At 72.3% G+C, this 25,239-nt stretch carries 24 protein-coding genes and 1 pseudogene; 21 read left to right on the forward strand and 4 right to left on the reverse strand.

Annotated features, from left to right (window positions below; all coding sequences use genetic code 11):
• Window positions 1-235: 235 nt before the first annotated feature.
• The 4 genes from ACFC1X_RS15295 to ACFC1X_RS15310 all read left to right on the forward strand — a co-directional run bounded on the left by ACFC1X_RS15295 (window position 236) and on the right by ACFC1X_RS15310 (window position 2,750).
• Entirely contained in the window at window positions 236-1,066 is an 831-nt protein-coding gene (locus ACFC1X_RS15295) for a PP2C family protein-serine/threonine phosphatase (RefSeq protein ID WP_376353327.1), read from the forward strand.
• 58 nt (window positions 1,067-1,124) lie between these two features.
• Window positions 1,125-2,105, forward strand: a complete 981-nt coding sequence (locus ACFC1X_RS15300) for an MASE1 domain-containing protein (protein WP_376353330.1) — start codon at window positions 1,125-1,127, stop codon at window positions 2,103-2,105.
• Window positions 2,106-2,256: 151 nt separating this feature from the next.
• Complete coding sequence (locus ACFC1X_RS15305; RefSeq protein WP_376353331.1) at window positions 2,257-2,442, forward strand: hypothetical protein; 186 nt, start codon at window positions 2,257-2,259, stop codon at window positions 2,440-2,442.
• The gene (locus ACFC1X_RS15310) at window positions 2,439-2,750 is read left to right on the forward strand and encodes a hypothetical protein (RefSeq protein WP_376353334.1); all 312 of its coding nucleotides are present in this window, start codon (window positions 2,439-2,441) and stop codon (window positions 2,748-2,750) included. Before ACFC1X_RS15305 ends, ACFC1X_RS15310 begins: the two co-directional genes overlap by 4 nt.
• Window positions 2,751-2,773: 23 nt before the next feature.
• On the opposite strand, the gene ACFC1X_RS15315 is transcribed toward ACFC1X_RS15310, so the two are convergent.
• From ACFC1X_RS15315 to ACFC1X_RS15325, 3 genes are all read right to left on the reverse strand, one after another.
• Entirely contained in the window at window positions 2,774-4,120 is a 1,347-nt protein-coding gene (locus ACFC1X_RS15315) for an MFS transporter (protein WP_376353785.1), read from the reverse strand.
• Window positions 4,121-4,184: 64 nt separating this feature from the next.
• Window positions 4,185-4,631, reverse strand: coding sequence for a MarR family winged helix-turn-helix transcriptional regulator (locus ACFC1X_RS15320; protein ID WP_376353336.1), 447 nt, complete (start codon window positions 4,629-4,631; stop codon window positions 4,185-4,187).
• Window positions 4,632-4,723: 92 nt separating this feature from the next.
• Window positions 4,724-5,632, reverse strand: a complete 909-nt coding sequence (locus ACFC1X_RS15325; RefSeq protein ID WP_376353339.1) for an NmrA/HSCARG family protein — start codon at window positions 5,630-5,632, stop codon at window positions 4,724-4,726.
• 106 nt (window positions 5,633-5,738) lie between these two features.
• On the opposite strand from ACFC1X_RS15325, the gene ACFC1X_RS15330 reads away from it, so the two are divergent.
• The 17 genes and pseudogenes from ACFC1X_RS15330 (at window position 5,739) to ACFC1X_RS15410 (ending at window position 23,886) form a co-directional block, all read left to right on the forward strand.
• Window positions 5,739-6,302 carry a TetR/AcrR family transcriptional regulator gene (locus ACFC1X_RS15330; protein WP_376353341.1) on the forward strand — a complete coding sequence of 188 codons (564 nt, stop codon included), beginning with the start codon at window positions 5,739-5,741 and terminating at the stop codon, window positions 6,300-6,302.
• A 116-nt stretch (window positions 6,303-6,418) separates the two neighbouring features.
• The gene (locus ACFC1X_RS15335) at window positions 6,419-7,162 is read left to right on the forward strand and encodes a hypothetical protein (RefSeq protein WP_376353343.1); all 744 of its coding nucleotides are present in this window, start codon (window positions 6,419-6,421) and stop codon (window positions 7,160-7,162) included.
• Between the two features lie 81 nt (window positions 7,163-7,243).
• Window positions 7,244-7,867: pseudogene (locus ACFC1X_RS15340) on the forward strand (sigma-70 family RNA polymerase sigma factor); the annotation flags it as partial.
• 395 nt (window positions 7,868-8,262) lie between these two features.
• A complete protein-coding gene (locus tag ACFC1X_RS15345) occupies window positions 8,263-8,787 on the forward strand; it encodes an aspartyl/asparaginyl beta-hydroxylase domain-containing protein (RefSeq protein ID WP_376353346.1) in 525 nt (174 codons plus the stop codon).
• A gap of 20 nt (window positions 8,788-8,807) precedes the next feature.
• Window positions 8,808-10,178, forward strand: a complete 1,371-nt coding sequence (locus tag ACFC1X_RS15350) for an MFS transporter (protein WP_376353349.1) — start codon at window positions 8,808-8,810, stop codon at window positions 10,176-10,178.
• 75 nt (window positions 10,179-10,253) lie between these two features.
• Entirely contained in the window at window positions 10,254-11,309 is a 1,056-nt protein-coding gene (locus tag ACFC1X_RS15355; RefSeq protein ID WP_376353352.1) for a beta-ketoacyl-ACP synthase III, read from the forward strand.
• Window positions 11,306-11,557, forward strand: a complete 252-nt coding sequence (locus ACFC1X_RS15360; RefSeq protein ID WP_376353355.1) for an acyl carrier protein — start codon at window positions 11,306-11,308, stop codon at window positions 11,555-11,557. Before ACFC1X_RS15355 ends, ACFC1X_RS15360 begins: the two co-directional genes overlap by 4 nt.
• Window positions 11,558-11,612: 55 nt before the next feature.
• Window positions 11,613-12,503, forward strand: a complete 891-nt coding sequence (locus ACFC1X_RS15365) for a TauD/TfdA dioxygenase family protein (RefSeq protein ID WP_376353358.1) — start codon at window positions 11,613-11,615, stop codon at window positions 12,501-12,503.
• Window positions 12,500-13,069, forward strand: a complete 570-nt coding sequence (locus tag ACFC1X_RS15370; RefSeq protein ID WP_376353361.1) for an FcoT family thioesterase — start codon at window positions 12,500-12,502, stop codon at window positions 13,067-13,069. Before ACFC1X_RS15365 ends, ACFC1X_RS15370 begins: the two co-directional genes overlap by 4 nt.
• A gap of 5 nt (window positions 13,070-13,074) precedes the next feature.
• Window positions 13,075-14,634: a long-chain-fatty-acid--CoA ligase gene (locus ACFC1X_RS15375; protein ID WP_376353788.1), complete on the forward strand. Its 1,560-nt coding sequence runs from the start codon at window positions 13,075-13,077 to the stop codon at window positions 14,632-14,634.
• 31 nt (window positions 14,635-14,665) lie between these two features.
• Complete coding sequence (locus ACFC1X_RS15380; protein WP_376353364.1) at window positions 14,666-14,923, forward strand: phosphopantetheine-binding protein; 258 nt, start codon at window positions 14,666-14,668, stop codon at window positions 14,921-14,923.
• Window positions 14,910-19,265, forward strand: a complete 4,356-nt coding sequence (locus tag ACFC1X_RS15385) for an amino acid adenylation domain-containing protein (RefSeq protein ID WP_376353367.1) — start codon at window positions 14,910-14,912, stop codon at window positions 19,263-19,265. Before ACFC1X_RS15380 ends, ACFC1X_RS15385 begins: the two co-directional genes overlap by 14 nt.
• A 98-nt stretch (window positions 19,266-19,363) precedes the next feature.
• Window positions 19,364-20,401, forward strand: coding sequence for an ABC transporter substrate-binding protein (locus ACFC1X_RS15390; protein WP_376353369.1), 1,038 nt, complete (start codon window positions 19,364-19,366; stop codon window positions 20,399-20,401).
• 56 nt (window positions 20,402-20,457) lie between these two features.
• Complete coding sequence (locus tag ACFC1X_RS15395) at window positions 20,458-21,423, forward strand: FecCD family ABC transporter permease (protein ID WP_376353371.1); 966 nt, start codon at window positions 20,458-20,460, stop codon at window positions 21,421-21,423.
• Window positions 21,424-21,451: 28 nt separating this feature from the next.
• Window positions 21,452-22,264, forward strand: a complete 813-nt coding sequence (locus tag ACFC1X_RS15400; RefSeq protein WP_376353373.1) for an ABC transporter ATP-binding protein — start codon at window positions 21,452-21,454, stop codon at window positions 22,262-22,264.
• A 72-nt stretch (window positions 22,265-22,336) separates the two neighbouring features.
• Window positions 22,337-23,140, forward strand: coding sequence for a hypothetical protein (locus ACFC1X_RS15405; protein ID WP_376353376.1), 804 nt, complete (start codon window positions 22,337-22,339; stop codon window positions 23,138-23,140).
• A gap of 149 nt (window positions 23,141-23,289) precedes the next feature.
• On the forward strand, window positions 23,290-23,886 hold the full coding sequence (locus tag ACFC1X_RS15410) for a sigma-70 family RNA polymerase sigma factor (protein ID WP_376353379.1): 597 nt from the start codon (window positions 23,290-23,292) through the stop codon (window positions 23,884-23,886).
• A gap of 97 nt (window positions 23,887-23,983) precedes the next feature.
• Here ACFC1X_RS15410 and ACFC1X_RS15415 read toward each other — a convergent pair whose 3' ends face one another.
• Window positions 23,984-25,087, reverse strand: coding sequence for an ABC transporter substrate-binding protein (locus ACFC1X_RS15415; protein WP_376353382.1), 1,104 nt, complete (start codon window positions 25,085-25,087; stop codon window positions 23,984-23,986).
• Window positions 25,088-25,239 lie beyond the last annotated feature (152 nt).

The following is a 25,239-nucleotide window of genomic DNA, read 5'->3' on the forward strand; positions in this document are numbered from 1 at the left end:
CGGAAACCGGGCGCCCTTGCGGGCGCCGGGGCGTGTCCGGCGTTTGCCTTGGGCGTGGGGGAGTGGGGCGGGGTGGTCGGGGGGTGCGGGAACACGCTCCTAGGGTGGGGGACCGCGCTCAGCGACCCGCGCCCCCTCCGACATGCCCTTCCCCGGGCCGGGTGACACACTTGCACTGGCCAGGCCCGCGGGTGGCTGATGCCCGTACGGAGGTGTTCTGGTTCGGGAGTGGTCGATGTTTCGCAAGCGTCCCGCACCTGACGGTGAAGAGCTGTTGGCCCGGCTGGCGTCGCTGACCACTCAGGCCCGGGAGCTGGCCGAGCTGCGCAGGTCGCAGGTGGAGCTCGCGATCGCCTTGCAACGCGACATGCTGCCCGCCGACCTGCCCACGGTCCCCGGCTTCCATCTGGCCGCCTGCTACGCGCCCGCGTACGCCGGACTCAACGTGGGCGGCGACTGGTACGACGCCTTCGAGCTGCCCGACGGCCGGGTCGGGCTGTCCGTCGGTGACGTGCAGGGCCATGCCATCGACGCGGCGGCCTTCATGGGCCAGGTCCGCGTGGGCCTGCGGGCGCTCGCCTCCGTGACGAGCGAGCCGGGCGACCTGCTCGCCTGGACCAACGACCTCGTCCTGTCCCTGAACAAGGACCTCTTCGCCACCTGCACGTTCATCCGCTTCGACCCGGCCACCGGCGTCCTGGAGAGCGCGCGGGCCGGCCACATCCCCTGTGTCCGGGCCACCGCGGACGGCAGGGCCGAGGTCTGCCACGACGAGGGTGGGCCGCCGCTGGGCGTCCTGGAGGGGGCCGAGTTTCCGGTGACCCGGTACCGGCTCGCCGCGGGCGGAGTGCTCGTCCTGGTCACGGACGGCGTCGTGGAGGGGCCCTCCCTCAGCATCGACGACGGGCTCGACAGGGTGGTGCGGCTGGCGGGCCTCGCGGCCGTCGCCGGCATGGAGGCGCAGTCCCTCGCGGCCGCCATACTCAAGAACGCCGAGCTGATCGGACACGAGGACGACGCCGCCGTACTCGTTGTCGGCCATGGCGGACCCGCCGTTACGCCGTAGGGCGGGACGGGGCACCTCTCACCTCGCTGACCGGGCGGGGCCGGTGTCTGATGGCTCTGTGGTGGATATCCGTGCATGGCCGCGACCGGTCGTCCTCCTCTGCGAGACGCTGCTCGTCGCAGGTTTCTACTACGCGGCGGGACGACTGGGCCTGTCGCAGCAGCTGACCGCCGACGGGGCGATCGTCACGCCCATCTGGCCGCCCACCGGCCTCGCGGTGGCCTGTCTGCTGCTCTTCGGACCACGGTGCGTGCCCGGCATCGCGCTCGGAGCGCTGCTTGTCATCGTCTCCCTCGGACGGCCCGGGTTCGCGGCCGCCGGGATCGTGGCCGGCAACACCGCGGCCCCCGTCTGCTCCTACCTGATGCTGCGGGCGGTGGGTTTCCGCGTGAGCCTGAGCCGCCTGCGCGACGGACTGACGCTCGTCTTCCTGGGCGCGCTGACGGCCATGCTGATCAGCTCGGCGTTGGGCGTCGGGATGCTCGTCCTGGCGGACAAGCTGCCGTCGAGCGACCTCTGGCTCGTCTGGCTGGCGTGGTGGGTCGGTGACGCGATGGGCGTCGTACTCGTCACGCCGCTGCTGCTCCTCCTGCACCGTGCCCGGCTGCCGCCGCCGTCCGCCCGGTGGACCGAGGCCGTGGGGCTCACCGTCGTCGTCTGCGTACTGGTCCCGCTGATCATGTACAGCTCGGTCAGCGTGCTCTTCCTGGTCTACCCCCTGCTGATCCTGTCCGTGCTGCGCTTCCAGCTGGCGGGCGGCATACCGTGCGCCCTGTTCGCCTCGGTGATGGCCACCGTCGTGGCCCGCGAGGAGGTCGGCGCCTTCGGCAGGCTCAGTGACATCGAGACGTTGATGAGACTCCAGGCGTTCAACGGCACGCTGGGGCTCACCGCGCTCCTGCTGTCCGCGGTGATCAGCGAGCAGCTCAACACCCGGCGGTCGGTGGAACGGGCCTGCAAGGAGCTGGTCGAGGCCTTGCAGCACCTGAACGCCGGGGGCTCCCAGAACCCGGGAGCACCTGGCGGGGACGTCCGCTGAGCGCGGCGACGGGTCGCGCCCGCCGCTGGTCAGAAGTCGTAGTCGTCGATGTTGCGGCGTCGAAGACCGTCGGTTCGCCGTCGCCCCTGTGGTCCAGTACGTCTGCCCCGGAGGCTGGGCCGCGGAGAAGGCTGCCACTATATTTGGTGTCATGAGTGCCATCACCTTGCGCATCCCCGACGCCATGGACAAGCAGCTGCGCGACGCCGCCGCCGACGCCCCGTCGCTGAACGACTACATCCTCAGAGCCGTGCGCCGGCAGATGACCCTCGACGCCGGCCGGAAGCTGGCCGCGATCCAGCCGCTCGCCCTCGACGGCGAGGGCGACGCCCTGTGACGATCCGCAAGGGCGACGTCTTCGACGTCGACACCGGCAAGGGCGAGCGCACGGTGCTCGTCGTCAGCCTCGACGGACTCGCGGAGGCGTACGGAGCGGTGGTCGCCCTGGTGCTGCACGCCCCGGCCGCCCACCCCGACACGGCGATGAGTGTCCGGCTGGACGCACCGGTGGACGCCTCGGCCGTGGCCGTCAACCTGCTCCAGCTCTCGGCGTCCCGGTTCGAGACCGCCATGCTGCACGGCAACATCGGCCCCGAGCGGCAGACCCTCGTCGACAACGCCCTCCGCGCCGTGCTCGACCTGTAGGGCGCCGGGCCCGGACCCGCGGGCTACGTCGCCGCCCGGGTGTCCGGGGCCGTCCCGCGGCCCAGAGTGCGGTCGAAGACGGTCAGCAGGAGATACACCACCCCGGCGCCGAGCATGACCCAGGCCAGCGTGTGCATGCCGCCGGTGTCCGCGTGGTGCCCGAAGGCCGCCGCGCTCGCGGAAGAGGCGATCATGGAGCCGACGTACGCGAAGGTCCGCAGCAGACCGGCGGAGGACGCCGTGCGCTCGGGATCGGCCTGGAAGTAGACGGAGTTCTGCAAGGCCAGGTTGTTGAGCCCCTGCGGGACGCCGAAGACCAGGGCGACCAGGAGCAGCATCCACAGCGGGCTCTCGGCCGTGAGCGTGAGGATCAGCACGCAGGCGACGATCTGTCCCGCCGCGCCGAGCAGCAGCTTCCCGCGCACACTCCGGCTGCGCCCCGAGACGACCGAGACGCCGATCGCCAGCAGGAACATCGGGATCTGCGCCAGCCCGGCATGGAAGGGCGACAGCCCGAAGCCCTCCTCCGTCCACTGGGTGAAGCCGTAGAGGAAGGCGTACGCGACGACGTAGGCGACGAGCGCGCGCCCGTACGTGGCCAGCAGCGGGGTGTTGCCGCCCAGGACGCGCAGATCGATGAAGGGGGTGGCGGCCCGCAGCTCCCGTGCCGCGAAGGCCGCACCCGCGGCGACGGTGATCGCCAACAGGTACCAGTCGCGCAGGTGCAGGTTCATCAGGAAGAGCAGCAGTGAGACGAGCGTCGCGGCGAACAGCGCCATGCCGGGCAGGTCGAGCTGCGCGGCCGTCCGTCCGTGCCGCGGGGGCCCGGCGCCGTCGGCCGGCTTGGGCAGGCGCAGCATCCCCAGTACCACCGCGGCGACGGCCAGGGGCACGTTCAGCGCGAACGTGGTGCGCCAGCCACCGGCGGCGATCAGTAGACCGCCCAGTAGCGGGCCGACGACGGCGATGGTCTGGTTGGCGACCGCCAGGGCGGTCAGCACCCCGCCGGGACTGTCCCGCCCGGTGCGCTCGGCCTCGGCGCGCAGCAGTGCCATCGCCGCGGGATAGCCGGCGCAGGTGCCGAAGCCGAGCATGACCCGAGCGGCGATCAGTACGCCGATGTTCGGTGCCAGGGCGCCGACGACCCCGGCGACGCCGACGAGGCCGGTGCTGAGAAGGAAGAGTCTGCGCGGACCGAAGAGGTCGATGAGCCGGCCCACGACCGGCTGTCCGAGCGAGGTGGCCAGGTAGAGCGCGGAGACCAGCCAGGCGGTCTGCGAGGCCGGCGCTCCGAGGGCGCTGCCGATGGGGACGAGGGCGACGGCGATGATCGTCGAGTTGATCGGGTTGAGGACCGAACCCAGCAGCATCGGCGGCAGCAGCCGCCGGTTGAAGCCGGGCCGGTCCTCGTCGCGCGTCCGGCCCGCCGTCGGCTCAGTCACGGGTGAGCCGCTCCAGGACGGCCATGGCCGCGATCACCGCCCGGCGCTCTTCCTCCGTGCACCTGTCCTGCAACTGGCCGGCGAGCCACTCCTTGCGGGCCTGCCGGTCCTCTTCGACCCGGCGCCGGCCCTCGGCGGTCAGCGTGATCAGCAGGCGCCGCCCGTCGTCCGGGTCGGGCCGCCGCTCCACCAGTCCCAGGGCGGCGAGCGGAGCGATGGTCGCCGTCATCGACTGGTGCCGCACCCCTTCGCCGGCGGCGAGTTCGCTGGCTGTGACCCCGCCGCGGTCGGACAGCCGCGCGAGGAGGGTCGCCTGGCCCACGGTGATGTCCTCCGCCTCGGACGCCTTCAGGATGCGGCGCCGCAGACGTCTGATGACCGCGCGGACCTCGCGGGACGCCTCGACCGCCGACGGCGACAGGTACTGGTTCTCGCTCATGCGCACAGGTTAACTTCCACAGTCTCAGCTGTACAGATAAACCTGTATAAATGAGTGGCCCGGTCCGGCTTCTCCCGGACGCCGCTCCGGTGTCAGAACGCGCTCGGCATGTGCTGCCGTACCCACGATTCGAAGGACGTGACGGACAGGCCCAGCTTCCGCGCGAACTCGGGGCGCGCGGGCTGCGGGAACTCGTTGAGGGACGACTGTCCGAACCCCATGTCGGGCATGCCGGCGGCGACCGCCTCCTCCTCGCTCATGTCGGGCGCGGCGACCGTCGTGCCGAGGTGGCGGGAGAGGACGCCGGCGATCTCCGTCATGGTCAGGTGGTCGCTCGCCAGCTCCAGTTCCACGCCGTCGAAACGCTCGGGCTCGGCCACGACGGCGGCAGCGGCCGAGCCGATGTCGTCGACGGCGACCAGGGACAGCCGGGTCGAGGGCTTGAGCAGGCTCACCAGGCCGCCCTCCAGGCCGCGCGGGAACACGATGGCCTCGGCGGGGAGGAAGTTCTCCATGAAGAAGCTCGGCTTGAGGAGCGTCCAGTGGGCGAAGCCGGCCTCGCGGACGCGGTCCTGGATCCCGGCCTTCGCCGTGTAGTAGGGCTCCATCGCGGCCCATCGCCCCTGCACCCAACTCGTGTGCTGCCCGGCGCCGGAGACCGACGTGTGGATGAACTGGGGCACCCCGGCCGCCCTGGCGCCCTCGATCAGCCGGGTGGCCTGCGCGACCTCGCCCGCGAAGGCGGCTCCGTCGAGGTCGGGCATCTGGACCGAGAAGACGGCGCGGGCGCCCTCGGCGGCGCGGGTCAGGGAGTCGAGGTCGTCCAGGTCTCCGACGACCAGTTCGGCGCCGAGTGCCGCGACCGCCGCCGCCCGGTCGGTCGAGGGGTCGCGGACCAGCGCCCTGACCGGTACCCCCGACTTCAGCAGGGCGCGGGCGGTGGCGCCGCCCTGTCGGCCGGTCGCGCCGGTGACCAGGACGGGTGCGGGATCTGTGGTCATGGTGTCCTCCGGGTAGGGCTCGTCGGCAGCTAAGTGGCGGGGCCCGCCACTTAACTTCCCGGTACGATACGGAGGGGCCCGCCATTTAGCAATGCGAGAGGACGCCATGCCTGATCACCAGCGCGCGGACGCACGGCGCAACTACGCGCGGATCCTGGCCGTGGCCGAGCAGGAGGTCGCCGCACACGGCGCCGACGCGTCCCTGGAACGCATCGCCCGCATCGCCGGCGTCGGCTCGGCGACGGTGCGCCGGCACTTTCCCGGCCGCCGCGCGCTGCTGGAGGCGGTGTTCGCCGAGCGGATCGAGGCCCTGCGGGTCTGTGCCGTCGAGGCGGCCGAGGCGGAGGACGCCCGCACCGCGCTCCTGGACTGGCTGCGCGCCCTCACCGAGTACGCCGCCTCCGCGCGGGGCATGGCCGACGCGCTGGCGCAGGACAGGCTCGTCGAGCCGGAGCATGTGAACGCCTGTGCGGCGAAGCTCGGCGGAGCGGTCGAGCCGCTGCTGCGGCGCGCCGCGGCGGAGGGCGTGGTGTCGCCGGGCGTGACCCCCACCGACCTGCTCACGCTGGTCACCGGCATCGCCCTGGCCACGGAGCACCACGCCGACCCCGCGGCCGAGGCGCGCCGCCTGCTCGGCCTGACCGTGGAGGGCCTCAGCCCCACGAGATGACGGGGGTGTCCGGAGCCGTCCCGAGTGTGGCCCACGCCACTTGATGTGGCGGGAACCCGCCGGTGGACGTCTCCGACTACTGCACCGTGACGGTTGGCGCACGAACGCTTCCTCGGGTGACGCGGATCCGTGCGCCCGAGGGCGGCATGCGGTGCGCGCGTTTCGTACGGGCTGTGCTGTTCGCCGCCGTCTGCGTGCTGCTCGCCGCCCTCGGACACAGCCTGATGTCCGGGGCCGCCGTGCCCTGGTGGGCGGCGGGAGCCGGACTGGGTGGCACGGCGGGCGCGGCCTGGTGCGTGGCCGATCGTGAGCGGGGACTGCCCGCGGTCGTCGCGCTCTCGGTCGCCGCGCAGACGGTGCTGCACTGCGCGTTCGCGGCGATACCGACGCCGTCCGCGCCGGTGTCGGTGCCGGTGCCTGCGCCTGGCGGCGGGGGCATGGCGCAGATGGACATGGGTGTCGGCCACATGAACATGGGCGCCGGCCACATGAACATGGGCTCCAGCCATGGGCACTTGGGCTCCGCTCACGTGCATCTGGGCTCCGGGCCCATGGAGATGGCGGGCGCGGGCCACGACATGAGTGGCTCGTCGTCGTTCGGCATGTGGGCCGCCCACACCCTCGCCGCGCTACTGTGCGGACTCTGGCTGGCCCACGGAGAGCGCGCCGCGTTCGACCTGCTCCGGGCCGTCGCCGGATGGCTGGCCGTGCCGTTGCGTCTGCCGCGCGGCACCTCCACCGCCGTGCTGAGCCACCCCCTGGTCCGGCATGCGCGCGGTGCGAACCGGACGCCGAACCGCCTGGTCCTCGTCGACCCGATCACCTCCCGTGGGCCTCCGTCCGGCTTCGCTGTCGTGTGAGACAGCCAGTCGTACGACAGCCGCTCGTACGACCGGCCCACCCATTCCGGAGCCGCCCGGACGAACCGCGAAGGACCTCGAGTGATCACCCCTGCCCTGCCACGCCCGTCCTTACCGCTTCAAGAACCCGCCCGGCGCGCCGCGTTCGGGACGTCGATCTCGTCCGACGAGGCGGTGACCGCATGGGCGCTCGCCGCCCGGGGAGGCGATCCGGTGGCCGTCGACCAGTTCGTTCGCGCCCTTCACCAGGATGTCGTGCGCTACGTGGCGTGGCTCTGCTCCGATCCCCAACTCGCCGACGACCTGGCCCAGGACACCTTCGTGCGGGCGCTCGGAAGCCTGCACCGTTTCGAAGGCCGCTCCTCGGCACGGGTGTGGCTGCTGTCCATCGCCCGCCGTGCGGTGATCGACAGCCACCGGTACGCCGCCGCGAGACCACGCCTCTGCGACACGGAGGACTGGAAGGCGGTGGCCGAGCGCGCCCAGAAGAGAGACCTGCCCGGCTTCGACGACGGGATAGCGCTGGCCGATCTCCTCCAGACGCTGCCCGCGGACCGCCGCAGGGCGTTCGTCCTCACCCAACTCGCGGGCCTGCCCTACGCGGACGTGGCCGCGATGAGCGGCTGCCCCGTCGGGACGGTCCGCTCGCGCGTGGCCCGCGCCCGCGCGACGCTGACCGGCCTGCTGGCCGACGCCGAAGCCAATGTCGAAGCCGAGCCCCAAGCCAATGCCGAAGCCGAAGCCAACGTCGAAACCGAGCCCGAAACCGAATCTCCGAATATGGCGGGAACCGATTCCCCCACCCGCCCGACTACTGGTGTGACGGCACGGAGATTCAAGGGCGGCGACAGCGGCCGGGAGGGAAAAAGGTGACCCCGGAGATAACGGACGCCTTCGCGGCGGTGCGCGCACAGTACGGTGCGGAATCGATCCGCCGCGTGGAAGAGATGCTGGAGCCCGGGGGAGGGGAATCCAGGCACCCCCTCCAGCGAGGGGCCAAGTGGATTCTTCCCGGTCTCTCCCGCACGCCGTGGCACGATCCCCACGCATACCCCGAGATCGCACCCGTCGTCAGAGCACTGGAATCCGCCCATCCGGGGGTGAAGGAGGAACTCAACTCCGCTTGGCACGGGCGCCGTGAGGCGTTCTTCGACTACGAGCACTACCTCACCACCCAGAAGGACTGGCAGGCCCTCCACCTGTACCGGGGAGGGCGGCTGGTCGAGGAGTCGGCGGCCGTGGTGCCCACCGCCTACCAGGCGTTGAAGGACACAGCCGTCGAGACGGGCGTCATCTGCCCGCTCCTGGAGTGCCACTTCTCGACGCTGCTGCCGGGCGCGGTCATCGCCCCGCACTGCGATCTGTGGAACTTCAGCATCAATTTGCATCTCGCGGTGGATATTCCCGACGGGTGCAGTATCACCGTGGCCGGTGAGACCCGCTCGTGGGAAGAGGGCACATGCCTGCTCTTCGACTATTCCTTCGAGCACACGGCGCGAAACGAGGGGGACCGCCCCCGCACTTGTCTGCTCATGGATCTGTGGCACCCGGAGACGACCATTCCGGAGCGCCACGCACTGGTCGCCCTCATCACGGAAATCCGCCGCCTGATGGAATCGGGGTGAACGGGACCGGAGACCGGCGCATGCGTGAGCGGCTTTCCCTGCTCGTCCTGGCCTTCGCCCAATTGGTCATCGCGCTCGACTACAACATCGTCTACGTCGCCCTGCCCGATATGGGAAAAGACCTCGGCTTCTCCGACCACGACCTCCAGTGGGTGGTGAGCGCCTACGTCGTCGCGACCGGCGGCCTGCTGCTCCTGGGCGGACGGACGGCGGACCTGCTCGGCCGGCGGCGGACGTTCTCCGCGGCGGCACTGCTCTACGCCGGTTCCTCACTCGTGGGGGCCCTGTCGGAGTCGGCGGGAGTGCTCGTCGCGGTCCGTGCGGTGCAGGGGATGGGAGGCGCGCTGCTGTTCCCCGCGACGCTGTCCCTGATCAACACCATCTACGCCGAAGGCCCCGCCCGCAACCGGGCCTTGGCGGTCTGGGGAGCGGCCGGCGCGGGCGGCCTGTGCTTCGGATCGCTGCTGGGAGGAGTGCTGGTGGAGGCGTTCGGCTGGCCGTCGGTCTTCCTCGTCAACGTGCCCGTGGCCGCGGCCCTCGCCTGGGCCGGGTGGACGCTGTTCCCGGCGGACGGTCAACCCGGCGGTGCCCGGCGCCTGGACGTGACGGGCGCGCTCACGGCGACCGGGGGCGTCACCCTCCTGGTCCTCCTGCTGGTCCACGCTCCCCAGGAGGGCTGGACCAGCCCCTCGACCGTGCTGATCGCGGCGCTCTCCGCCCTGCTGCTGACCCTGTTCGCCGTGGTGGAGGCCCGTTCGCGCGACCCGCTGGTGCCGGCCAGACTCTTCAGGCACCGCGCCCTCCTCGCCGCGATGGCGACGACGGCTCTCTACAGCGCGACCTTCAGCTCCCTGCCGTACTTCCTGACCCTGTACTTCCAGACCGTCCGGGGCTATGGAGCGTTCGGCACCGGGCTGGCGTTCCTCGTCCCCGCCGTGGTCACCGCGATCGGCACGAAGGCGGGAGAGCGCGCCGTCGCCGTCGTGGGCGTGCGCCGGACGCTCGCGTCCGGCATGGCACTGGGCGCGGCGGGGGCGACGGTCCTCGGTCTCGCGCTCGGCACCGACGGGTCGTACGCGCTGCTGCTGCCCGGAATCCTGCTGCTGAGCCTCGGGCAGGGAGCCGCCTGGACCGGCATGTGGATCGCCGCCGGTTCCGGAGTACCCGCCGGTGACCAGGGCGTGGCGTCCGGACTCGCCTCCACCACCCTCCAGGTGGGCGCCGCGGTGGGCCTCGCCCTGCTGGTGGCGCTCGCGGGCGGCAGCGGTCAGGGAACGCAGGAGGACGCCCTGCTGACTGGCATACGCACCGCCGTGTTCGCCGTCGCGGCGGGACTCGGCTGCGGAGCGCTGCTGGTGTCGGCCGCGCGCAGAACCGTCACCGTCCCGTGAACCACCGCGTTCCCTCCGTCACTTCGTCCCTGCCGCCTTTCCGCCTCCAGAACCGTCCACCCCAGGAGATCAGCCGTGCCCAGCAGCGTTCCCGGCCCGCCCCCACCGGTGGCGGTCCTGTGCGGACTGGCCGGACGGGTGCCGTCCCGTGTGGTCACCAACGCCGAACTCGCCGAGCGGCTGGACACGGACGACCAGTGGATCCGCACCCGCACCGGCATCCGCAGCCGCCGTGTCGTCGCCCCCGGCCAGGCCACCTCCGACCTCGCGGTCGACGCCGGCCGGCTCGCCCTGGCATCCGCCGGGACGGACTCCGTGGACGCGGTGATCGTCGCCACCACGACCCCCGACCGCCCCTGCCCGGCCACCGCACCCGTGGTGGCCGCACGGCTCGGACTCGGCGGGGTGGCGGCCTTCGACGTGCACGCCGTCTGCACCGGGTTCGTCTACGGGCTCGCCACCGCCGCCGGCCTGATCGCCTCCCGGACCGCCACCCGGGTCCTGCTCATCGGCGCCGACACGTACTCCACCATCGTCGACCCGCTGGACCGGGCCAACGCCGTCATCTTCGGCGACGGCGCGGGAGCCGTGGTGCTGCGCGCCGGACACTCCGGTGAACCGGGCGCGCTGGGCGACTTCGACCTCGGCAGCGACGGCGCCAACGAGGAACTGATCACAGTCGCCGCCGGGGGCTCCAGGCTGCCCTTCGCGAAGGGCAAAACCGCCCGCGCGGAGACGCACTTCGCGATGCGCGGCAGCGAGGTCTACCGCCACGCCGTGCTGCGCATGGCTGCCTCGGCGCGCACCGCCCTCACCCGGGCCGGCTGGCAGACCGACGACGTCGACCACTTCGTCCCCCATCAGGCGAACCTGCGCATCCTGCACGCCGTCGCCGAAGACCTGGGCCTGCCCCGGGAACGGTGCGTGGCCAACGTGGACACCGTCGGCAACACCGGCGCCGCCTCCATCCCGCTGGCCCTGACCGACGCCGCCGCCGGGCACCGGATACGGCCAGGCGACCGACTCCTGCTCACCGCCTTCGGCGGCGGCCTCACCTGGGGCTCCTCCGTCCTGACCTGGCCCCGGCTCGCCGCGCCGGCACACCCCTACCCAGAAGAAGGCCCGCCATGAGCAACCCCACCTACGACCGGCTGGTCGAGATCGTCCGGAACCTGCACGAGGTCCCCGCGGACCGGTTCACGCCCGGGACGACCTTCGCGGAACTCGACGTCGACTCGCTGACCATGGTCGACATCAGCATCCGCATCGAGCGCCACCTCGGCGTCACCGTCCACGACAGCGAGCTGCGCCCCACGCTCACGCTGCGCGGCACCGCGGACCTCATCGACGCCCGGCGGAACGGCCGACGTACGGGCTGAGGCGACCCCACTCCGGGCCACCGAGCCACGACTCCCCAGAGGAAAGGCACCCCAGATGCACATCACCGACCAGCCCGGCGCGCTTCTCGGCGCGACCGTGGAGGACTTCGACCACACCACCGCCTCCGAGGCCGACATCGACCGGCTCAAGCAGGCCGTCTACACCAAGAAGATCGCCGTCCTGAAGGACCAGGACCTGTCCCCCCGGCAGTTCCTCGCGCTCGGCGAGCGGCTGGGGCGCCCGGAGACGTACTACGAGCCGATGTACCGGCACCCCGAGGTGCCCGAGGTGTTCGTCTCGTCCAACGTCCCGGAGAACGGCAAGCAGATAGGCGTACCGAAGACCGGCAAGTTCTGGCACGCGGACTACCAGTTCATGCCCGACCCGTTCGGCATCACCCTCATCAACCCCCAGGTCGTCCCCGAGCAGAACCGGGGGACGTACTTCATCGACATGGGCCGCGCGTGGGAGAAGCTGCCCGCCGAACTGCGGAAGGAGGTCGAGGACACCCGCTGCCGGCACTCGGTGCGCAAGTACTTCAAGATCCGCCCGCACGACGTCTACCGCCCGATCTCCGAGATCATCGAGGAGATCGAGGCCAGGACCCCCGCCGTACTCCGGCCGACCACCTTCACCCACCCCCTCACCGGCGAGACCGTCCTCTACGTCAGCGAGGGCTTCACCGTCGGGATCGAGAACGCGGACGGCGAACCGCTGGACGACGAGCTGCTCAAGCGGCTGTTCGAGGCCACCGGCCAACTCGACGAGACCTTCGGGCACGAGAACATCCATCTCCAGAGCTTCGAGAAGGGTGACCTCCTCGTCTGGGACAACCGCAGCCTCATCCACCGGGCTCGTCACACCACCACACCCGAACCCACCGTGTCTCACCGCGTCACCGTCCACGACACGCACATGCTGCACGGCGGGAGCCACACCTCATGACCGCCCCTGCCAAAGCCTCCACCGAAGCCCCCGCCGACGGCTCGTTCGCCACCGACGATGCCCTCCTGGCCCGCGTCCTGGCCCCCTACAAGGACCACTCCAGGTACCTGAGAACCGCCCACGTCGGCACGGAAGCCGAAACCACCTTCGTGCGAGCCGAGTTCGCGATCGGCGAGTCCTGCTACATCGACGACACCGGCCACCTGAACTCCGTCGAGGCGAACATCGCCTACAACCAGATGATGTATTACCTGGTCGCCAAGGCCATCAAGGAGGGACTGCTCGACGGTCTGAAGGACTGGACCCTGGACGACTTCTGGTGCCGCCGGCTCCCGGACATCCTCATCGCCCGCCTCACCGGCACGTTCCGCCGCCCTCTCGACCCCCGCGCGTTCTCCGGACGGATGGACATCCACTCCGTCACACACCGCACGCCGGGCAACGGCAGCCCCTTCCTGCTCGTCGAGACCTCGTACCGCTACTGGGACGCGGCGGGCGGCCGGTGCGACGGCGAGGTGGCCCTGGCGTTCGTCAATCTCCCGGGACCCGAGGTGAGCGACCGATGACGACCATGCGCACCGACCGGCTCGACCACCCCGAGCCGCGGACCCTCGCCCGGACCACCGGTCACCACGCGCACCGGCAGCCCACCACACCCGCCATCCACTGCGAGGGCCGCACCCTCACCTACGAGCAGTTGCACCGGGAGAGCAACCGGGTCGCCCACGCGCTCCTGGCAGCCGGACTGGCCGGCGGTGACCGGGTCGCCTACCTGGGCCGGGAGTCCGAGCACTACTACGTGATCCTCTTCGCCTGCGCCAAGACCGGGACCGTCCTGGTGCCCGTCAACTGGCGGCTCACCGCACCCGAGGTGAGCCACATCCTCCAGGACTCCCACACCCGTCTCCTGTTCCTGGAGGACGAGTTCGCACCGGTCGTCGACGGCATGCCCACCCCGCCACCCGCGACGGTCCTCCGGCTCGGCGAACCGGAGTCATGGCGCGCGGGCCACCCCGACACCGACACCGGCTTCGAGGCCACCGCCGACACCCCGGTCGCCCAGCTCTACACCAGCGGCACCACGGGCCTGCCCAAGGGCGTGGTCCTCGCCCACCGCAGCTTCTTCGCCATCCGCTCCGCCCTGAACAGCGCGGGACTGGACTGGATCGACTGGCGGGCGGGTGACATCGCCCTCGTCGGTATCCCCGGCTTCCACATCGGCGGCCTGTGGTGGGCCACGCAGAACTTCAACGCCGGGACCACTGTCGTCGTCCTGCGAGCCTTCGCCGCGCGACAGGCCGTCGACCTCATCCGCACGCTCGGCGTCACGACGGCCTGCGTCGTCCCCGCGATGCTCCGCATGATGCTCGCCGAACCCGGCGTCCACGCGGGCGACTTCACCACGCTGCGCAAGACGGTGTACGGCGGCTCCCCGATCTCCGAGAGTCTGCTGGAGGAGAGCCTCGCCGTCCTGGACTGCGCATTCGCCCAGATCTACGGGCTCACCGAGACCGGCAACACCGCCGTCTGCCTGCCCCCGGCCGCCCACGTACCGGGCAGCCCCCTGATGCGGGCGGCCGGACGCCCCTATCCCGGCGTGCGCTGCAAGGTGATCGACACCCAGGGCCGCGAACTGCCCCCGGGAGCCGTCGGCGAGATCTGCCTGCACACCCCGGCCAGGATGGTCGAGTACTGGGGGCTGCCGGGCAGGACGGCCGAGACCCTGGTGGACGGCTGGATCCACACGGGCGACGCCGGATACGCCGACGAGGACGGCTACGTCTTCATCCACGACCGCATCAAGGACGCCGTCCTGGTGGCCGGGGAGAACGTCTACCCGGCGGAGATCGAGAACGCCCTGGAACACCACCCCCAGGTCGCCGAGGCCGTCGTCGTCGGAGCCCCCGACGAACGCTGGGGCGAGCGCGTCCACGCCTTCGTCGTCCCCGTCGAAGGACACGAACCCACCGCCCGCGACCTCCACACCTTCCTCGTCACGCGGCTCGCCGCCTTCAAGCTGCCCGCGGCCTACGAGTTCACCGACCACGTCCCCCGCAACCCCAGCGGCAAGATCCTGCGGCGCGAACTCCGTGACCGCTTCTGGGGCGCGTCCGCGCGCAAGGTCAACTGACCGCCGACGCCGAGCCACCGAGAGAGAACCCATGCCCGAACCCCTCACCCTGGACACCTTCCGCGCCGACCTGGCGGAGTTCCTGTTCCTCCCGCCCGGCGAAGTCGACCTCGACGACGGCCCGTTGGAATCGGGCCTGGACTCCCTGCGCATCGTCACCCTGCTCGAACGATGGCAGGCGGCCGGAGCGGACATCGGCTTCGTCGACCTCGCCGAACGCACCACCTTCCGCGAGTGGTGGCACCTGCTGGCCGGACGCCGGACGGGAGCCACCCGTGCCGACACCTGAGAGCCGTACGGGAGCCGGGCGGCGGCACAGGCTGCTGGCCGCGCAGGAGGGCATCTGGGCCGGACAGCAGCTCGACACCGGCAGTCCCGCCTACAACACCGCCGAGTACGTGCGCGTTCACGGCCCCGTGGACACCGCCGTCTTCGACACGGCACTCCACCTCGTCGTGGCCGAGACCGAGGCCCTGAACGCCACCTTCGTGCCGGACAGCGAGGGTCGCCCCTGGCAGGTCGACACCCCGGCCGGCGACTGGCGGACCCACATCGCCGACCTCACCGCCGAGCCCCGCCCACTCGCGGCCGCGCTCACCTGGATGGACCAGGACCTGGCCCGCCCCGTCGACCTCGCCCGCGGCCCCATCTTCGGCCACGCCCTGCTGCGCACCGGCGAGGCCGAGTACCTCTGGTACCACCGCGTCCACCACATCGCCCTCGACGGGTTCGGACTCTCCCTTGTGGCCCGCCGCGTCGCCGAGGTGTACACCGTCCTCGTCTCCGGTGAGTCCGTCCCCGCGAGCGGCTTCGGCACCCTGGAGTCGGTACGCACCGAGGAACACGCCTACCGCACGTCCGCCCGCCACACCGAGGACGGCGCCTACTGGAGAGGCCGGTACGCCGACCGGCCGCCCGTGGCCAGTCCCGCCGGCCGCCCGGCCCTGCCGTCCCGCACCGTCCACCGCCACGTCGCGGACCTGGGTCCGGACCGCGCGGCGAGCCTCCGCGAGGTGGCCCGGGACCTGTCGTCGACCTGGTCGGAGATCGTGCTCGCGGTCACCGCCGCCCACCTGCACCGCGTCACCGGAGCGGCGGAGATCGTCCTGAGCCTGCCGGCGATGGGCCGCCTGGGATCCGTGTCCCTGCGCGTCCCCGCCATGGTCCGCAACATCCTGCCCCTGCGGGTGCCGGTCGACCCCGGTGACAGCCTGCGCGACCTCGCGGCCCGCGTGTCGCGGGAACTGCGGGCCGGGCTGCCCCACCAGCGCTACCGCTACGAACGGTTGCGCCGGGATCTGCGGCTGGTCGGGGGCCGACGCCGACTGTCGGGGCCCGGCGTGAACATCATGCCGTTCCAGTACGACCTCCGGTTCGCCGGCCACCGCAGCTCCGTGCACAACGTGTCCGCCGGGCCCGTCGACGATCTGGCCCTCAACGTCTACGACCGCGGCGACGGCACCGGCCTGCGCGTCGCCCTGGACGCCAACCCCGACCTCTACGAGAGCAGCGACACGGAGACCCTGCTGCACGGCGTGCTCGCCCTGCTCGACGAGGCGACCGCGGCCCCCGGCACACCCCTGCGCGAACTCGCGGTCGGTCGTCCCGATGCCCTGTCCGCAGGAGCCTCCGCCCCCGCCGTCGTCCTGGACGGTGGCCCGCTGCCCGTCCCGGCCCGTCCGGTATTGAGCCTCATCGCGGACCACGCCGCCTGCCGGGGCACGGCAGTCGCCGTGGAACACGCCGGTGAACGCGTCACCTACGCCCAGCTGTACGGCACCGCACGGACCATCGCCCGGCGCCTGTCCGCCCGGGGCGTCGGCCGCGGCGACCTGGTGGCCGTGGCCCTGCCCCGCGGCCCCGAAGCCGTCGCCGCCGTCCTCGGAGTACTGCTGTCGGGTGCCGCCTACTGCCCCCTGGACCCGTCGGCCCCCGCCGACCGCACGGCCCGCCTCCTGGCCGACACCACCCCCGCGCTCGTCCTGACGACCGACGCTCACCGCGACGCCTTCGGGCACGTCCCCCTCCTCCAACTCCCCGTACTCGACCGGCCGGACGACGAGCCGTACGAGAGTCCACCCCCGGCGTCGGCCGACCTCGCCTACGTCCTGCACACCTCGGGCTCCACCGGACGTCCGAAGGGCGTCGAGATCGCCCACCGCGCGCTCGCGCACTTCGTCGCCGGAGCACTGCACTGCTACGGGATACGCCCCGACGACCGCGTCCTCCAGTTCGCCCCCCTACACTTCGACACGAGCGTCGAGGAAATCTTCGTCACCCTGTGCGCCGGTGCCACCCTGGTCGTCCGTACCGACGACATGACCGAGTCGGTGCGGGGCTTCCTGGCGGACTGCGCCCGCCGCCGGGTGACAGTCCTGGACCTGCCCACCGCCTACTGGCACGAAGTCGCCCACGCCGTGGCCGGCGGCGCCACCCTGCCCGGGAGCGTGCGGACCGTCCTCATCGGCGGCGAGGCGGCACTGCCCGAGCGGGTGACCCGGTGGCGCGAGGCCGTCGGCACCCGGGCCGCGCTGCTCAACACCTACGGCCCCACCGAGGCGACCGTGGTCGCCACCGTGGCGGACCTGTACGACGAGACACTCGCCCCCGGTGACGTACCCATCGGCCGTCCCCTGCCCGGCACCCGGGCGGCAGTGGTCGAGGGCGAGTTGTATCTCCTCGGCGACCACCTCGCCGAGGGTTACCGCGGCGACCGCCTCCCCGACAACGCCCGCTTCGGTCCGCTGGCCCAGGTCCCCGGCCGGCCGCGCGCCTACCGCACCGGTGACCTCGTACGCATCGGCGGGGACGGGCAGTTGCGGTTCCTCGGCAGGGCGGACGCCGAGTTCAAGATCAGTGGCCATCGGGTGCATCCGGCCGAGGTGGAGAACGCCCTGCTGGCCCACTCCCGGATCCGCGAGGCCGCAGTCGTGGGACAGACCCTCCCCGACGGCGGCCGGCGCCTGATCGCCCACCTGGTCAGGGAGGCTCCCGTCCCTTCCGCCGCCGAGATACGCGACCACGTCCGCCGACGGCTTCCCGCCGCCCTGATCCCCTCCGAACTCCGGTTCCTCGACCGGCTGCCACGGACGGACTCCGGAAAGATCGACAGAACGGTCTTGGCGGCCGACCCGAATTCGCCGTCCAGCACGCCGGATCCCGACGGCACCGGTCCGCTGGAGCGGACCATCACCGGCGTCTGGCAGCGGATCCTGGGCGTCGGCACCATCACCGCGGACGACGACGTGTTCGACCTCGGCGCGCAGTCCCTCCAGGTCATCCAGGCCGCCAACCGACTGGGCACCGTACTCGGCCGCGAGGTGCGGGTCGGCCGGCTCTTCCAGTACCCCACCGCCGCCGAACTGGCCCGCTTCCTCGGCGAGGAGACCAGACCGGCTCCCGCTTCCGCGCTCCCGACGGGCCTCCTGCGCGACGCCGTACTCGACCCCGCCGTACGCCCGGGCGCTCGCCGTCGCCCCGGCGTTCCGGAGCGGATCCTGCTCACCGGCGCCACGGGTTTCGTCGGCGCCCATCTGCTGGCGGAGCTGCTGGACTCCACCCGGGCGGACCTGATCTGCACGGTCAGGGCACGTGACGTGGACGAGGCCGCCGCGCGGATCCGCGCCGCCCTGGACCGGCACGGCATCACACCCACCCCCGAACAGCGGCGCCGCGTCACCGCGCTCCCCGCGGACCTCGCCCTGCCCCGCCTCGGCCTCACCCCGGAAGCCTTCGACGGACTGGCCGCCACCTGCGACGCGATCTTCCACAACGGGGCCACCGTCAGCATCTTGCGCGAGTACGGCACCCTGCGCGCCGCCAACACCGAGTCCACCCGCCAACTCCTGCTGATGTCCGCGGCCCACGGCACGCCCCTGCACTACGTCTCCACCCTGTCCGTCGCACCGCCCGCCGTCCTCAGCGCCGAGGTTACGGAGGCGTTCCTGGCCGCCCACGAAGGGCTGCGTTACGGATACCAGCAGTCCAAGTGGGCCTCCGAACGGCTGCTGGAACAGGCGGCGGAGCGCGGACTGCCCGTGACCGTGCACCGCCTGGGCCGGGTCGTCGGACCCGCGAGCACCGGACACGTCAACGAACAGGACTTCCTGTGGGGGGTGTTGCGGGCCGGGATCCCGGCCGGGATCGTCCCCGAACTCTTCGAGGACGAGATCTGGACACCCGTGGACTTCGTCGCCCGGGCCCTCGTGCACCTCTGCCTCGTCGCACCCCCGGCCGCCGCCGGGCCCGTCTTCCACTACGCGACCACACCCCGGGTCCGCCTCGGCGACCTCTACGACTGGGTGGAGGAGTACGGCTATCCGCTGCGCCGCCTGACCTTGGCGGACTGGCGGGCCCGGCTCCCCGTCTCGCCGGGAGTCGCGGCCACCACCCTCGCCTTCTTCGACGCCCAGGGGAGCGGGCGGGCGGGCGGTCTCGACCTCCGGCTCGGACACGTGCACGCCGACAACGTCCGACGCGGCCTCGCGGACAGCGGCATCGTCTGCCCGCCCGTCGGCCGGGACCTGGTGTTCCGGTACCTGGACCACTGCGTGACCGCCGGCCTGCTGCCCGCACCGGCCCCGGAGCATCGACACGGAGTCCGCTCCCCGACCCCCGCCGACAGCCCGTGATCGGGGGGAACCCACCGCCGTCGCCCCACGACTACTGCAACAGAGCCCACCAGCCCGGCAGTCCACCCGCGGACCGGGTACGCACGCAAGGAGCACCCATGTCGATGAACCGGCCGGCCGCGGCCGCCCTGGCCGCAGCCCTCTGTCTGCTCACCGCGGCCTGCGGCGCCTCCACCGACGACACCGCGGGCGAGGGCACGACCGAGGCAGCGGCGGCCAAGGGCGGCTACCCGGTGACCCTCCAGAACTGCGGGACCGGTCAGACCTTCAAGAAGGCCCCCGAACGGGTGGTCGTCATGAACGGCGCCTCGGTCGCCGAGGTCTCCACCCTCCTCGCCCTCGGCCTGGAGGACAGGATCGTCGCCAACCAGCAGTCCTACGGCGGCTCCGAGGTCAACGGCCGCGCCGCCGCCGTCGCGGCGCTGCCCACCGGTGACGTCGAACGCAACGACGCCCACGACATACCCCGGGAGGCGATGCTCGGCCTGCGCCCGGACCTGGTGCTGTCCACCACCGCGTACGGCTTCGACGAGAAGAACGGCTTCGCCACCCGGGACCAGTTGCGACAGGTCGGCGCGGCCACCTACGTCTCACCGCAGGGCTGCGACCAGGACACCTCGAAGATGACCATCGAGGACAGCTACCGGCTGCTGCGCGACATGGGCAAGGTCTTCGGCGTGACGGACCGGGCCGAGAAGCTCGTCGCGGCCTCCGAGAAGAACATCGCGGAGACCTCCGCCAAGGTCGCGGGGGAGAAGAAGCCGAAGGTCATGGTCCTCTTCTCCAACATGTCCATGGGCGGCAACGACTTCAGCTCCGTGGTCGCCAAGGGCATCTACAACGACATCCTCGCCGAGGCGGGCGGCTCCAACGCCTTCGAGTCGGCCTCCAGCACCTCCTTCGCCGACCTGAGCAAGGAGAAGGTGGCCGCCACCGACGTCGACGCCCTCGTGGTGATCGGCTACAACGACCCGAACCCGGCTGCCTACGCCAAGAAACTGCTCAAGGAGTTCCCCCAGTGGTCGGCCGCCAGGAACAACACGTACGTGACGCTGTCCGACTCGATGTACCTCGGCCCCAGCAACGACCTGGCCGTCCGGAAGATCGCCGAGATGCTGCACCCCGACGCGTTCTGAACCGGACTGGCGTCACCCTGTCGTTCGTCGTCCTGCCCGTCGCGCTGACCGCCACGATGATCGTGGCTGTCAGTGTCGGCGCGGTCAACGTCCCCCTCGGTGACGTCTGGAGCATCGTCCTCCACCACACCACCGGCGCGGGGGCCGCACCCTCCGACCCGGCGCTCGACCAGATCGTGTGGAACTTCCGCACGCCCCGGGTGGTCCTCGCCGCCCTGGTCGGCGCGGGCCTGGCCGTGTCCGGCGCCGTGCTCCAGACGGTGGTGTCCAACCCGCTCGCCGACCCCGTCGTCCTGGGCTTCTCCTACGGAGCCACACTCGGCGCCGTCCTGGTGATCACCCTGGGCGGGGGAGCGGCCCTCGCCGGGCTCGGCGTTCCGGCCGCGGCCTTCCTCGGAGCGGTGGCGGCGGGCGCCCTGGTCTTCGCCCTCGGCCGACGCCGGGGACGGCTGGCGCCGACCCGGCTGGTGCTGGCGGGCGTCGCGGTGGGCTACGTCTTCCTGTCGGCGACCAGCTTCGTGCAGCTCCGGGCGACCCCGACCGAACTGCGGACCGTCATGTTCTGGATGCTCGGCAGCGTCGCCGGCGCCCAGTGGGACCAGCTGCCTGCGGTGACCGTCGTGGTGCTCCTGACCACGGCGTCGCTGGCCCTCCTCGGCCGGCGGCTCAACGTCCTGCTGGCCGGGGACGAGTCGGCCGCCGCGCTGGGCGTCGACGTCAACCGGCTCCGGGCCGTGCTGCTCGTCCTGTGCGCCCTGCTCACCGGAACGGTGATCGCCGCGGCGGGCAGCATCGGCTTCGTCGGCCTGATGATCCCGCACCTGGTCCGCCTCACCCTCGGCGCCGACCACCGCCGCCTGCTGTCCCTGACCGCTCTGCTGGGCGCCGTCTACCTGGTCCTCGTAGACCTCCTCTCCCGCACCCTCAACCGTCCCAACGAGATTCCCCTGGGCATCCTCACCGCCCTGCTCGGCGCCCCCTTCTTCCTCTGGCTGCTGCGCCACAACAAGGGCCTGGACTGAACCGGACCGAAAGGGCCCGCACCGACTCATGCGACTGACCGTGGACCACCTCCACATCACCCTCGACCACAACCCCGTGCTGCGGGGCGTCGGCCTCGACGCCGACGACGGAGACATCGTCGGCCTGGTCGGACCCAACGGCAGCGGCAAGTCGACCCTGCTGCGCGCCGTCTACCGGTCGCTCCGCCCGGCGGGCGGCGTCGTCAGGGTCGGCGGCGACGACGTCTGGTCGCTGTCCGCCCGCGATGCCGCGCGCCGCACTGCGGCCGTCCTCCAGGACACCACCGGCAACACCACGGGCCTGACGGTCACGGAGATCGTCGCCCTGGGGCGGGCCCCGCACCACGGCCTGCTGGGGCGCGACGGCGCCGAGGACCATCAGGCCGTGGCCGACGCCGTCGACCTCTGCGGCGTACGCCCGTACGCGGAACGGGACTTCGCCTCCCTTTCCGGTGGCGAGCGCCAACGCGTCCTGCTGGCAAGGGCGCTCGCCCAGCGTCCGCGCCTGCTGGTCCTGGACGAACTGACCAACCACCTCGACATCCGGGCCCGGTTCGCCCTGCTGGACCTGATCCGCGCCACCGGGATCACCACCCTCGCCGTCCTCCACGACCTCGACCTCGCCGCCCGGCTCTGCGACCACCTGGTCGTCCTGCACGAGGGAGCAGTGGTGGCGGCCGGACCCGTCCTGGACGTCCTGACCCCGAAGACCCTCGCCGAGGTGTTCGGCGTGCGCGGGACCACGGAGCGGCACGCGGACGGTGTCATCCGCGTCACCTACGAGGCGCGGCCCCTCGCGGACGGCGAGGCGGCGCACACCTTTTCGTCGCCGGGCACCTGAGGCGTGCGCTGCCTTCCGCCTTCGTCACCCCGGACGCCCCGTCCCGGCCGCCGGGTGCCAGGATGAGGCGTCATGTCTGCCGGCGGGGTTCTGCGCATCGTGCGGGCCGCGATGTTCGCGGCCGTCTGTGTGGTGCTCGCCGCCGTGGGACACGTCCTCATGTCCGGTACCGGACTGCCCTGGTGGGTTCTGCCGCTCGCGGCATCCGCCGTCGGCGTCGTCGGTTGGGCGCTCGCCGCCCGTGAGCGCGGCGGCCGTACCGTCGCCGCCCTCACCGTCGGCGTACAGACCTGTCTGCACGCCTGCTTCACCCTCGTGCAGTCCGGTCCGTCCTCGGGCGCGGGAACGCACGATGCCGAGTCCGTCCAGGCGTGGGCCCGCTACCTGCTCTGCGGTGAGAACCCCACACCGGCCCAGGCCGCGAGGGCCTACGACATCGCCGCACAGGCCGGTCTGATCGGGCAGGGCCACATCCCGTCCGCGCCGGACGCGGCCGGTACGGCGACGGCCATGGGACACGGCTTGCACGCCGGATCCGGCCTGCACGAGACGGCCGGAATGACGGGCCTGCACGGAATGGCGGGCCTGCACGGGATGACGGGCACCGCCTCCTGGGGCATGCTCGCCGCCCACCTGCTGGCCGCCGTCCTGTGCGGCCTGTGGCTGGCCCAGGGCGAGCAGGCGGCCTTCGCGCTCCTGCGGGCCTGCGCCGACCGCACGTTCGTGCCGCTGCGGCTCGTCCTCGCGGTGCTCCTGCCCCTGTCGGCCCCGCCCGCACTCCGCCCGCGCCCGCGGCCGTGCCGACGGCTCCAGCACCTCCTGCTCGACCACTCCGTCACCACCCGGGGGCCTCCCGGGGCGATCGCTGTCGTCTGACAGCCGGATCACCGCCGCCGCGAACCGCGCGCCGGCGGTCTCCCGTGCGCGCGCTGAGCGCGGACGGATCTCCCCACCCGTACGGCGGCCGACGGCCCCCGGGCCTCCTCGGCCCCGTCGTACGGGATCCCGAGGAAGGACCCAGGGACATGACCCCTGACCTGCCCGCGGTGACCGACGAGACGGTCACCGCCTGGGCGCTCGCCGCGGCCGGCGGCGACAGCGAGGCGGTCGACCGCTTCGTCGGCGCCCTCCAGCGCGACGTACGCCGATATGTCGCGTACCTCGCCGGTGACGCGCAGGCGGCCGACGACCTCACCCAGGACACGTTCCTGCGCGCGCTCACGGCGCTGCCCCGGTTCGAGGGCCGCTCCTCGGCGCGCGTCTGGCTCTTGTCGATCGCCCGTCGCGCGGTCGCCGACAGTCTGCGCCGCGCCGCCTGCCGGCCCCGCACGGCGGACACCGACGACTGGCAGGGCGCCGTCGAACGCGCCCAGCCGACCGGCCTGCCGGGCTTCGACGAGGGCATCGCCCTCATGGAACTGGTCGATGCGCTGCCGGGCGACCGGCGTCAGGCGTTCGTGCTGACCCAGTTGCTGGGACTGCCCTACGCACAGGCCGCGGAGGCGAGCCGGTGCCCGGTCGGTACCGTCCGCTCCCGCGTGTCACGCGCCCGGCTGACCATGGCCGAGTGGCTGGCGGACGAGCCCGAGGCGCACCGCCCGTCCGGTACCGCCGTCGCCTGACCGGACCACCGGAGGTCTGAAGGCACCACCGGTGGCGTGACGGCGCCTCGTTCACGGGGGTGCCGTCACGCGTGGGGCCGGTCGGCTCCGTGCGGGCTCAGCCGGTGTGCAGGACGCGGAAGCGGTCGGGGCGCGCCGGATCCCGGTCCACGACCTGGACCGGCGGCCAGGCCCACTGCCAGACGCCGATACCGGGCGTGCGGGTGAACCGGATCCGCCCTCGGGTGCCTTCGACGTCGACCCGGGACCAGGACGCGGTGATGTCCGCCGGATCGGTACCGTCCCTGCGCAGCACGTCGGCGAGAACGGCGACCGTGTCGTAGCCCTCGAAGGCGACGAAGGAGGGCGCCTCGTCCAGCCGTGCGCGAAGGGCCGCCTCGACCCGTGCGCCGAGCGGGCCGAACCGCTCGGGCAGGTAGCGCAGGAACGGAACCCCGGCACCGTCGGCGCCCAGCGCCCCGGCCCATTCGGCGAACTCCGGCTGCCCGGCCGGGGCACCGATCGTCAGCCCGGCCAGTCGCGGGTCGCGGCGCACGGCCCTGACGACGGGGACGGCCGGATCCGGGTGGCCGAGCAGGAGGAGAAGGGCCGTCGCGCCGTGGTCGGCGAGCGCGTCGCACAGGGCCGCGGGGGTGAGCGCGCCCATGTCGAACTCGGTGACGCTGCCGCCGCGCGGAGCCAGATGCTCCCGCAGGAGGCGAGTCCCGGATGCCCAGTACACGCTCGGCTGGGTCGCCACGGCGACACGGCGGTGGCCCGCGCCGAGCAGGAAGTCCCCGTAGATGCGCCACCCGTGGGACTGCGCCGGCGCGAGCCGCGCCACCCGGTCCGTGGGCCCTTCGGTGAGCGTGTCGAGCACCGCGGACGAGCAGAGGTACGGCACGCCGAGGGCGTCGGCCGCGGAGGCGGCGGCACGGGCGACGACGCTGTGGTACTCACCCACCAGGGCGGTCACGCCGAGGCCGGCCAGCTCGTCCACGGCCGCCGCGGCCTTCCGCGGATCCGCCGCGGTGTCCCGGACCACCAGCTCCAGCGGGCTGCCCGCGATCCCGCCGCTGTCGTTGACCTCGTGCACGGCCAGTTCGAGTCCGGCGAGCAGGTGGCGGCCCGCCTCGACCCAGCCGGGCCGGGTCAGCGGAACGAGCGCGCCGATCCGCACGGTCGACCCGCCGGCTCGCGCTGCTTCGGATGGCGTGTTCACGCGACGACGTCTCCTCGGTTGATCATGCCGGTCATTGCATCCGTCGCCCCGTCCGGCGGGCAAACGAATATTCACGCGTCCCGTCCGGAACCCGGAGGCGGATCGTCCCGACTCCTTTACCGGTACGGCCCGATCAGGCGGAAGCCGTACGA

Origin of the sequence: Streptomyces sp. NPDC056128 (genome assembly GCF_042263835.1) — a bacterium.
Taxonomy (GTDB): Bacteria; Actinomycetota; Actinomycetes; order Streptomycetales; family Streptomycetaceae; genus Streptomyces.

Excerpts from the sequence above, each read along its gene's own strand:
- ACFC1X_RS15380 (WP_376353364.1), top strand. The coding sequence starts at position 14,666 with ATGCCCGAACCCCTCACCCTGGACACCTTCCGCGCCGACCTGGCGGAG.
- ACFC1X_RS15350 (WP_376353349.1), top strand. The coding sequence starts at position 8,808 with ATGCGTGAGCGGCTTTCCCTGCTCGTCCTGGCCTTCGCCCAATTGGTC.
- ACFC1X_RS15390 (WP_376353369.1), top strand. The coding sequence starts at position 19,364 with ATGTCGATGAACCGGCCGGCCGCGGCCGCCCTGGCCGCAGCCCTCTGT.
- ACFC1X_RS15365 (WP_376353358.1), top strand. The coding sequence starts at position 11,613 with ATGCACATCACCGACCAGCCCGGCGCGCTTCTCGGCGCGACCGTGGAG.
- ACFC1X_RS15315 (WP_376353785.1), bottom strand. The coding sequence starts at position 4,120 with ATGCTGCTGGGTTCGGTCCTCAACCCGATCAACTCGACGATCATCGCC.
- ACFC1X_RS15400 (WP_376353373.1), top strand. The coding sequence starts at position 21,452 with ATGCGACTGACCGTGGACCACCTCCACATCACCCTCGACCACAACCCC.
- ACFC1X_RS15360 (WP_376353355.1), top strand. The coding sequence starts at position 11,306 with ATGAGCAACCCCACCTACGACCGGCTGGTCGAGATCGTCCGGAACCTG.
- ACFC1X_RS15410 (WP_376353379.1), top strand. The coding sequence starts at position 23,290 with ATGACCCCTGACCTGCCCGCGGTGACCGACGAGACGGTCACCGCCTGG.
- ACFC1X_RS15395 (WP_376353371.1), top strand. The coding sequence starts at position 20,458 with ATGATCGTGGCTGTCAGTGTCGGCGCGGTCAACGTCCCCCTCGGTGAC.
- ACFC1X_RS15305 (WP_376353331.1), top strand. The coding sequence starts at position 2,257 with ATGAGTGCCATCACCTTGCGCATCCCCGACGCCATGGACAAGCAGCTG.
- ACFC1X_RS15375 (WP_376353788.1), top strand. The coding sequence starts at position 13,075 with ATGCGCACCGACCGGCTCGACCACCCCGAGCCGCGGACCCTCGCCCGG.
- ACFC1X_RS15325 (WP_376353339.1), bottom strand. The coding sequence starts at position 5,632 with ATGACCACAGATCCCGCACCCGTCCTGGTCACCGGCGCGACCGGCCGA.
- ACFC1X_RS15295 (WP_376353327.1), top strand. The coding sequence starts at position 236 with ATGTTTCGCAAGCGTCCCGCACCTGACGGTGAAGAGCTGTTGGCCCGG.
- ACFC1X_RS15330 (WP_376353341.1), top strand. The coding sequence starts at position 5,739 with ATGCCTGATCACCAGCGCGCGGACGCACGGCGCAACTACGCGCGGATC.
- ACFC1X_RS15405 (WP_376353376.1), top strand. The coding sequence starts at position 22,337 with ATGTCTGCCGGCGGGGTTCTGCGCATCGTGCGGGCCGCGATGTTCGCG.
- ACFC1X_RS15320 (WP_376353336.1), bottom strand. The coding sequence starts at position 4,631 with ATGAGCGAGAACCAGTACCTGTCGCCGTCGGCGGTCGAGGCGTCCCGC.
- ACFC1X_RS15370 (WP_376353361.1), top strand. The coding sequence starts at position 12,500 with ATGACCGCCCCTGCCAAAGCCTCCACCGAAGCCCCCGCCGACGGCTCG.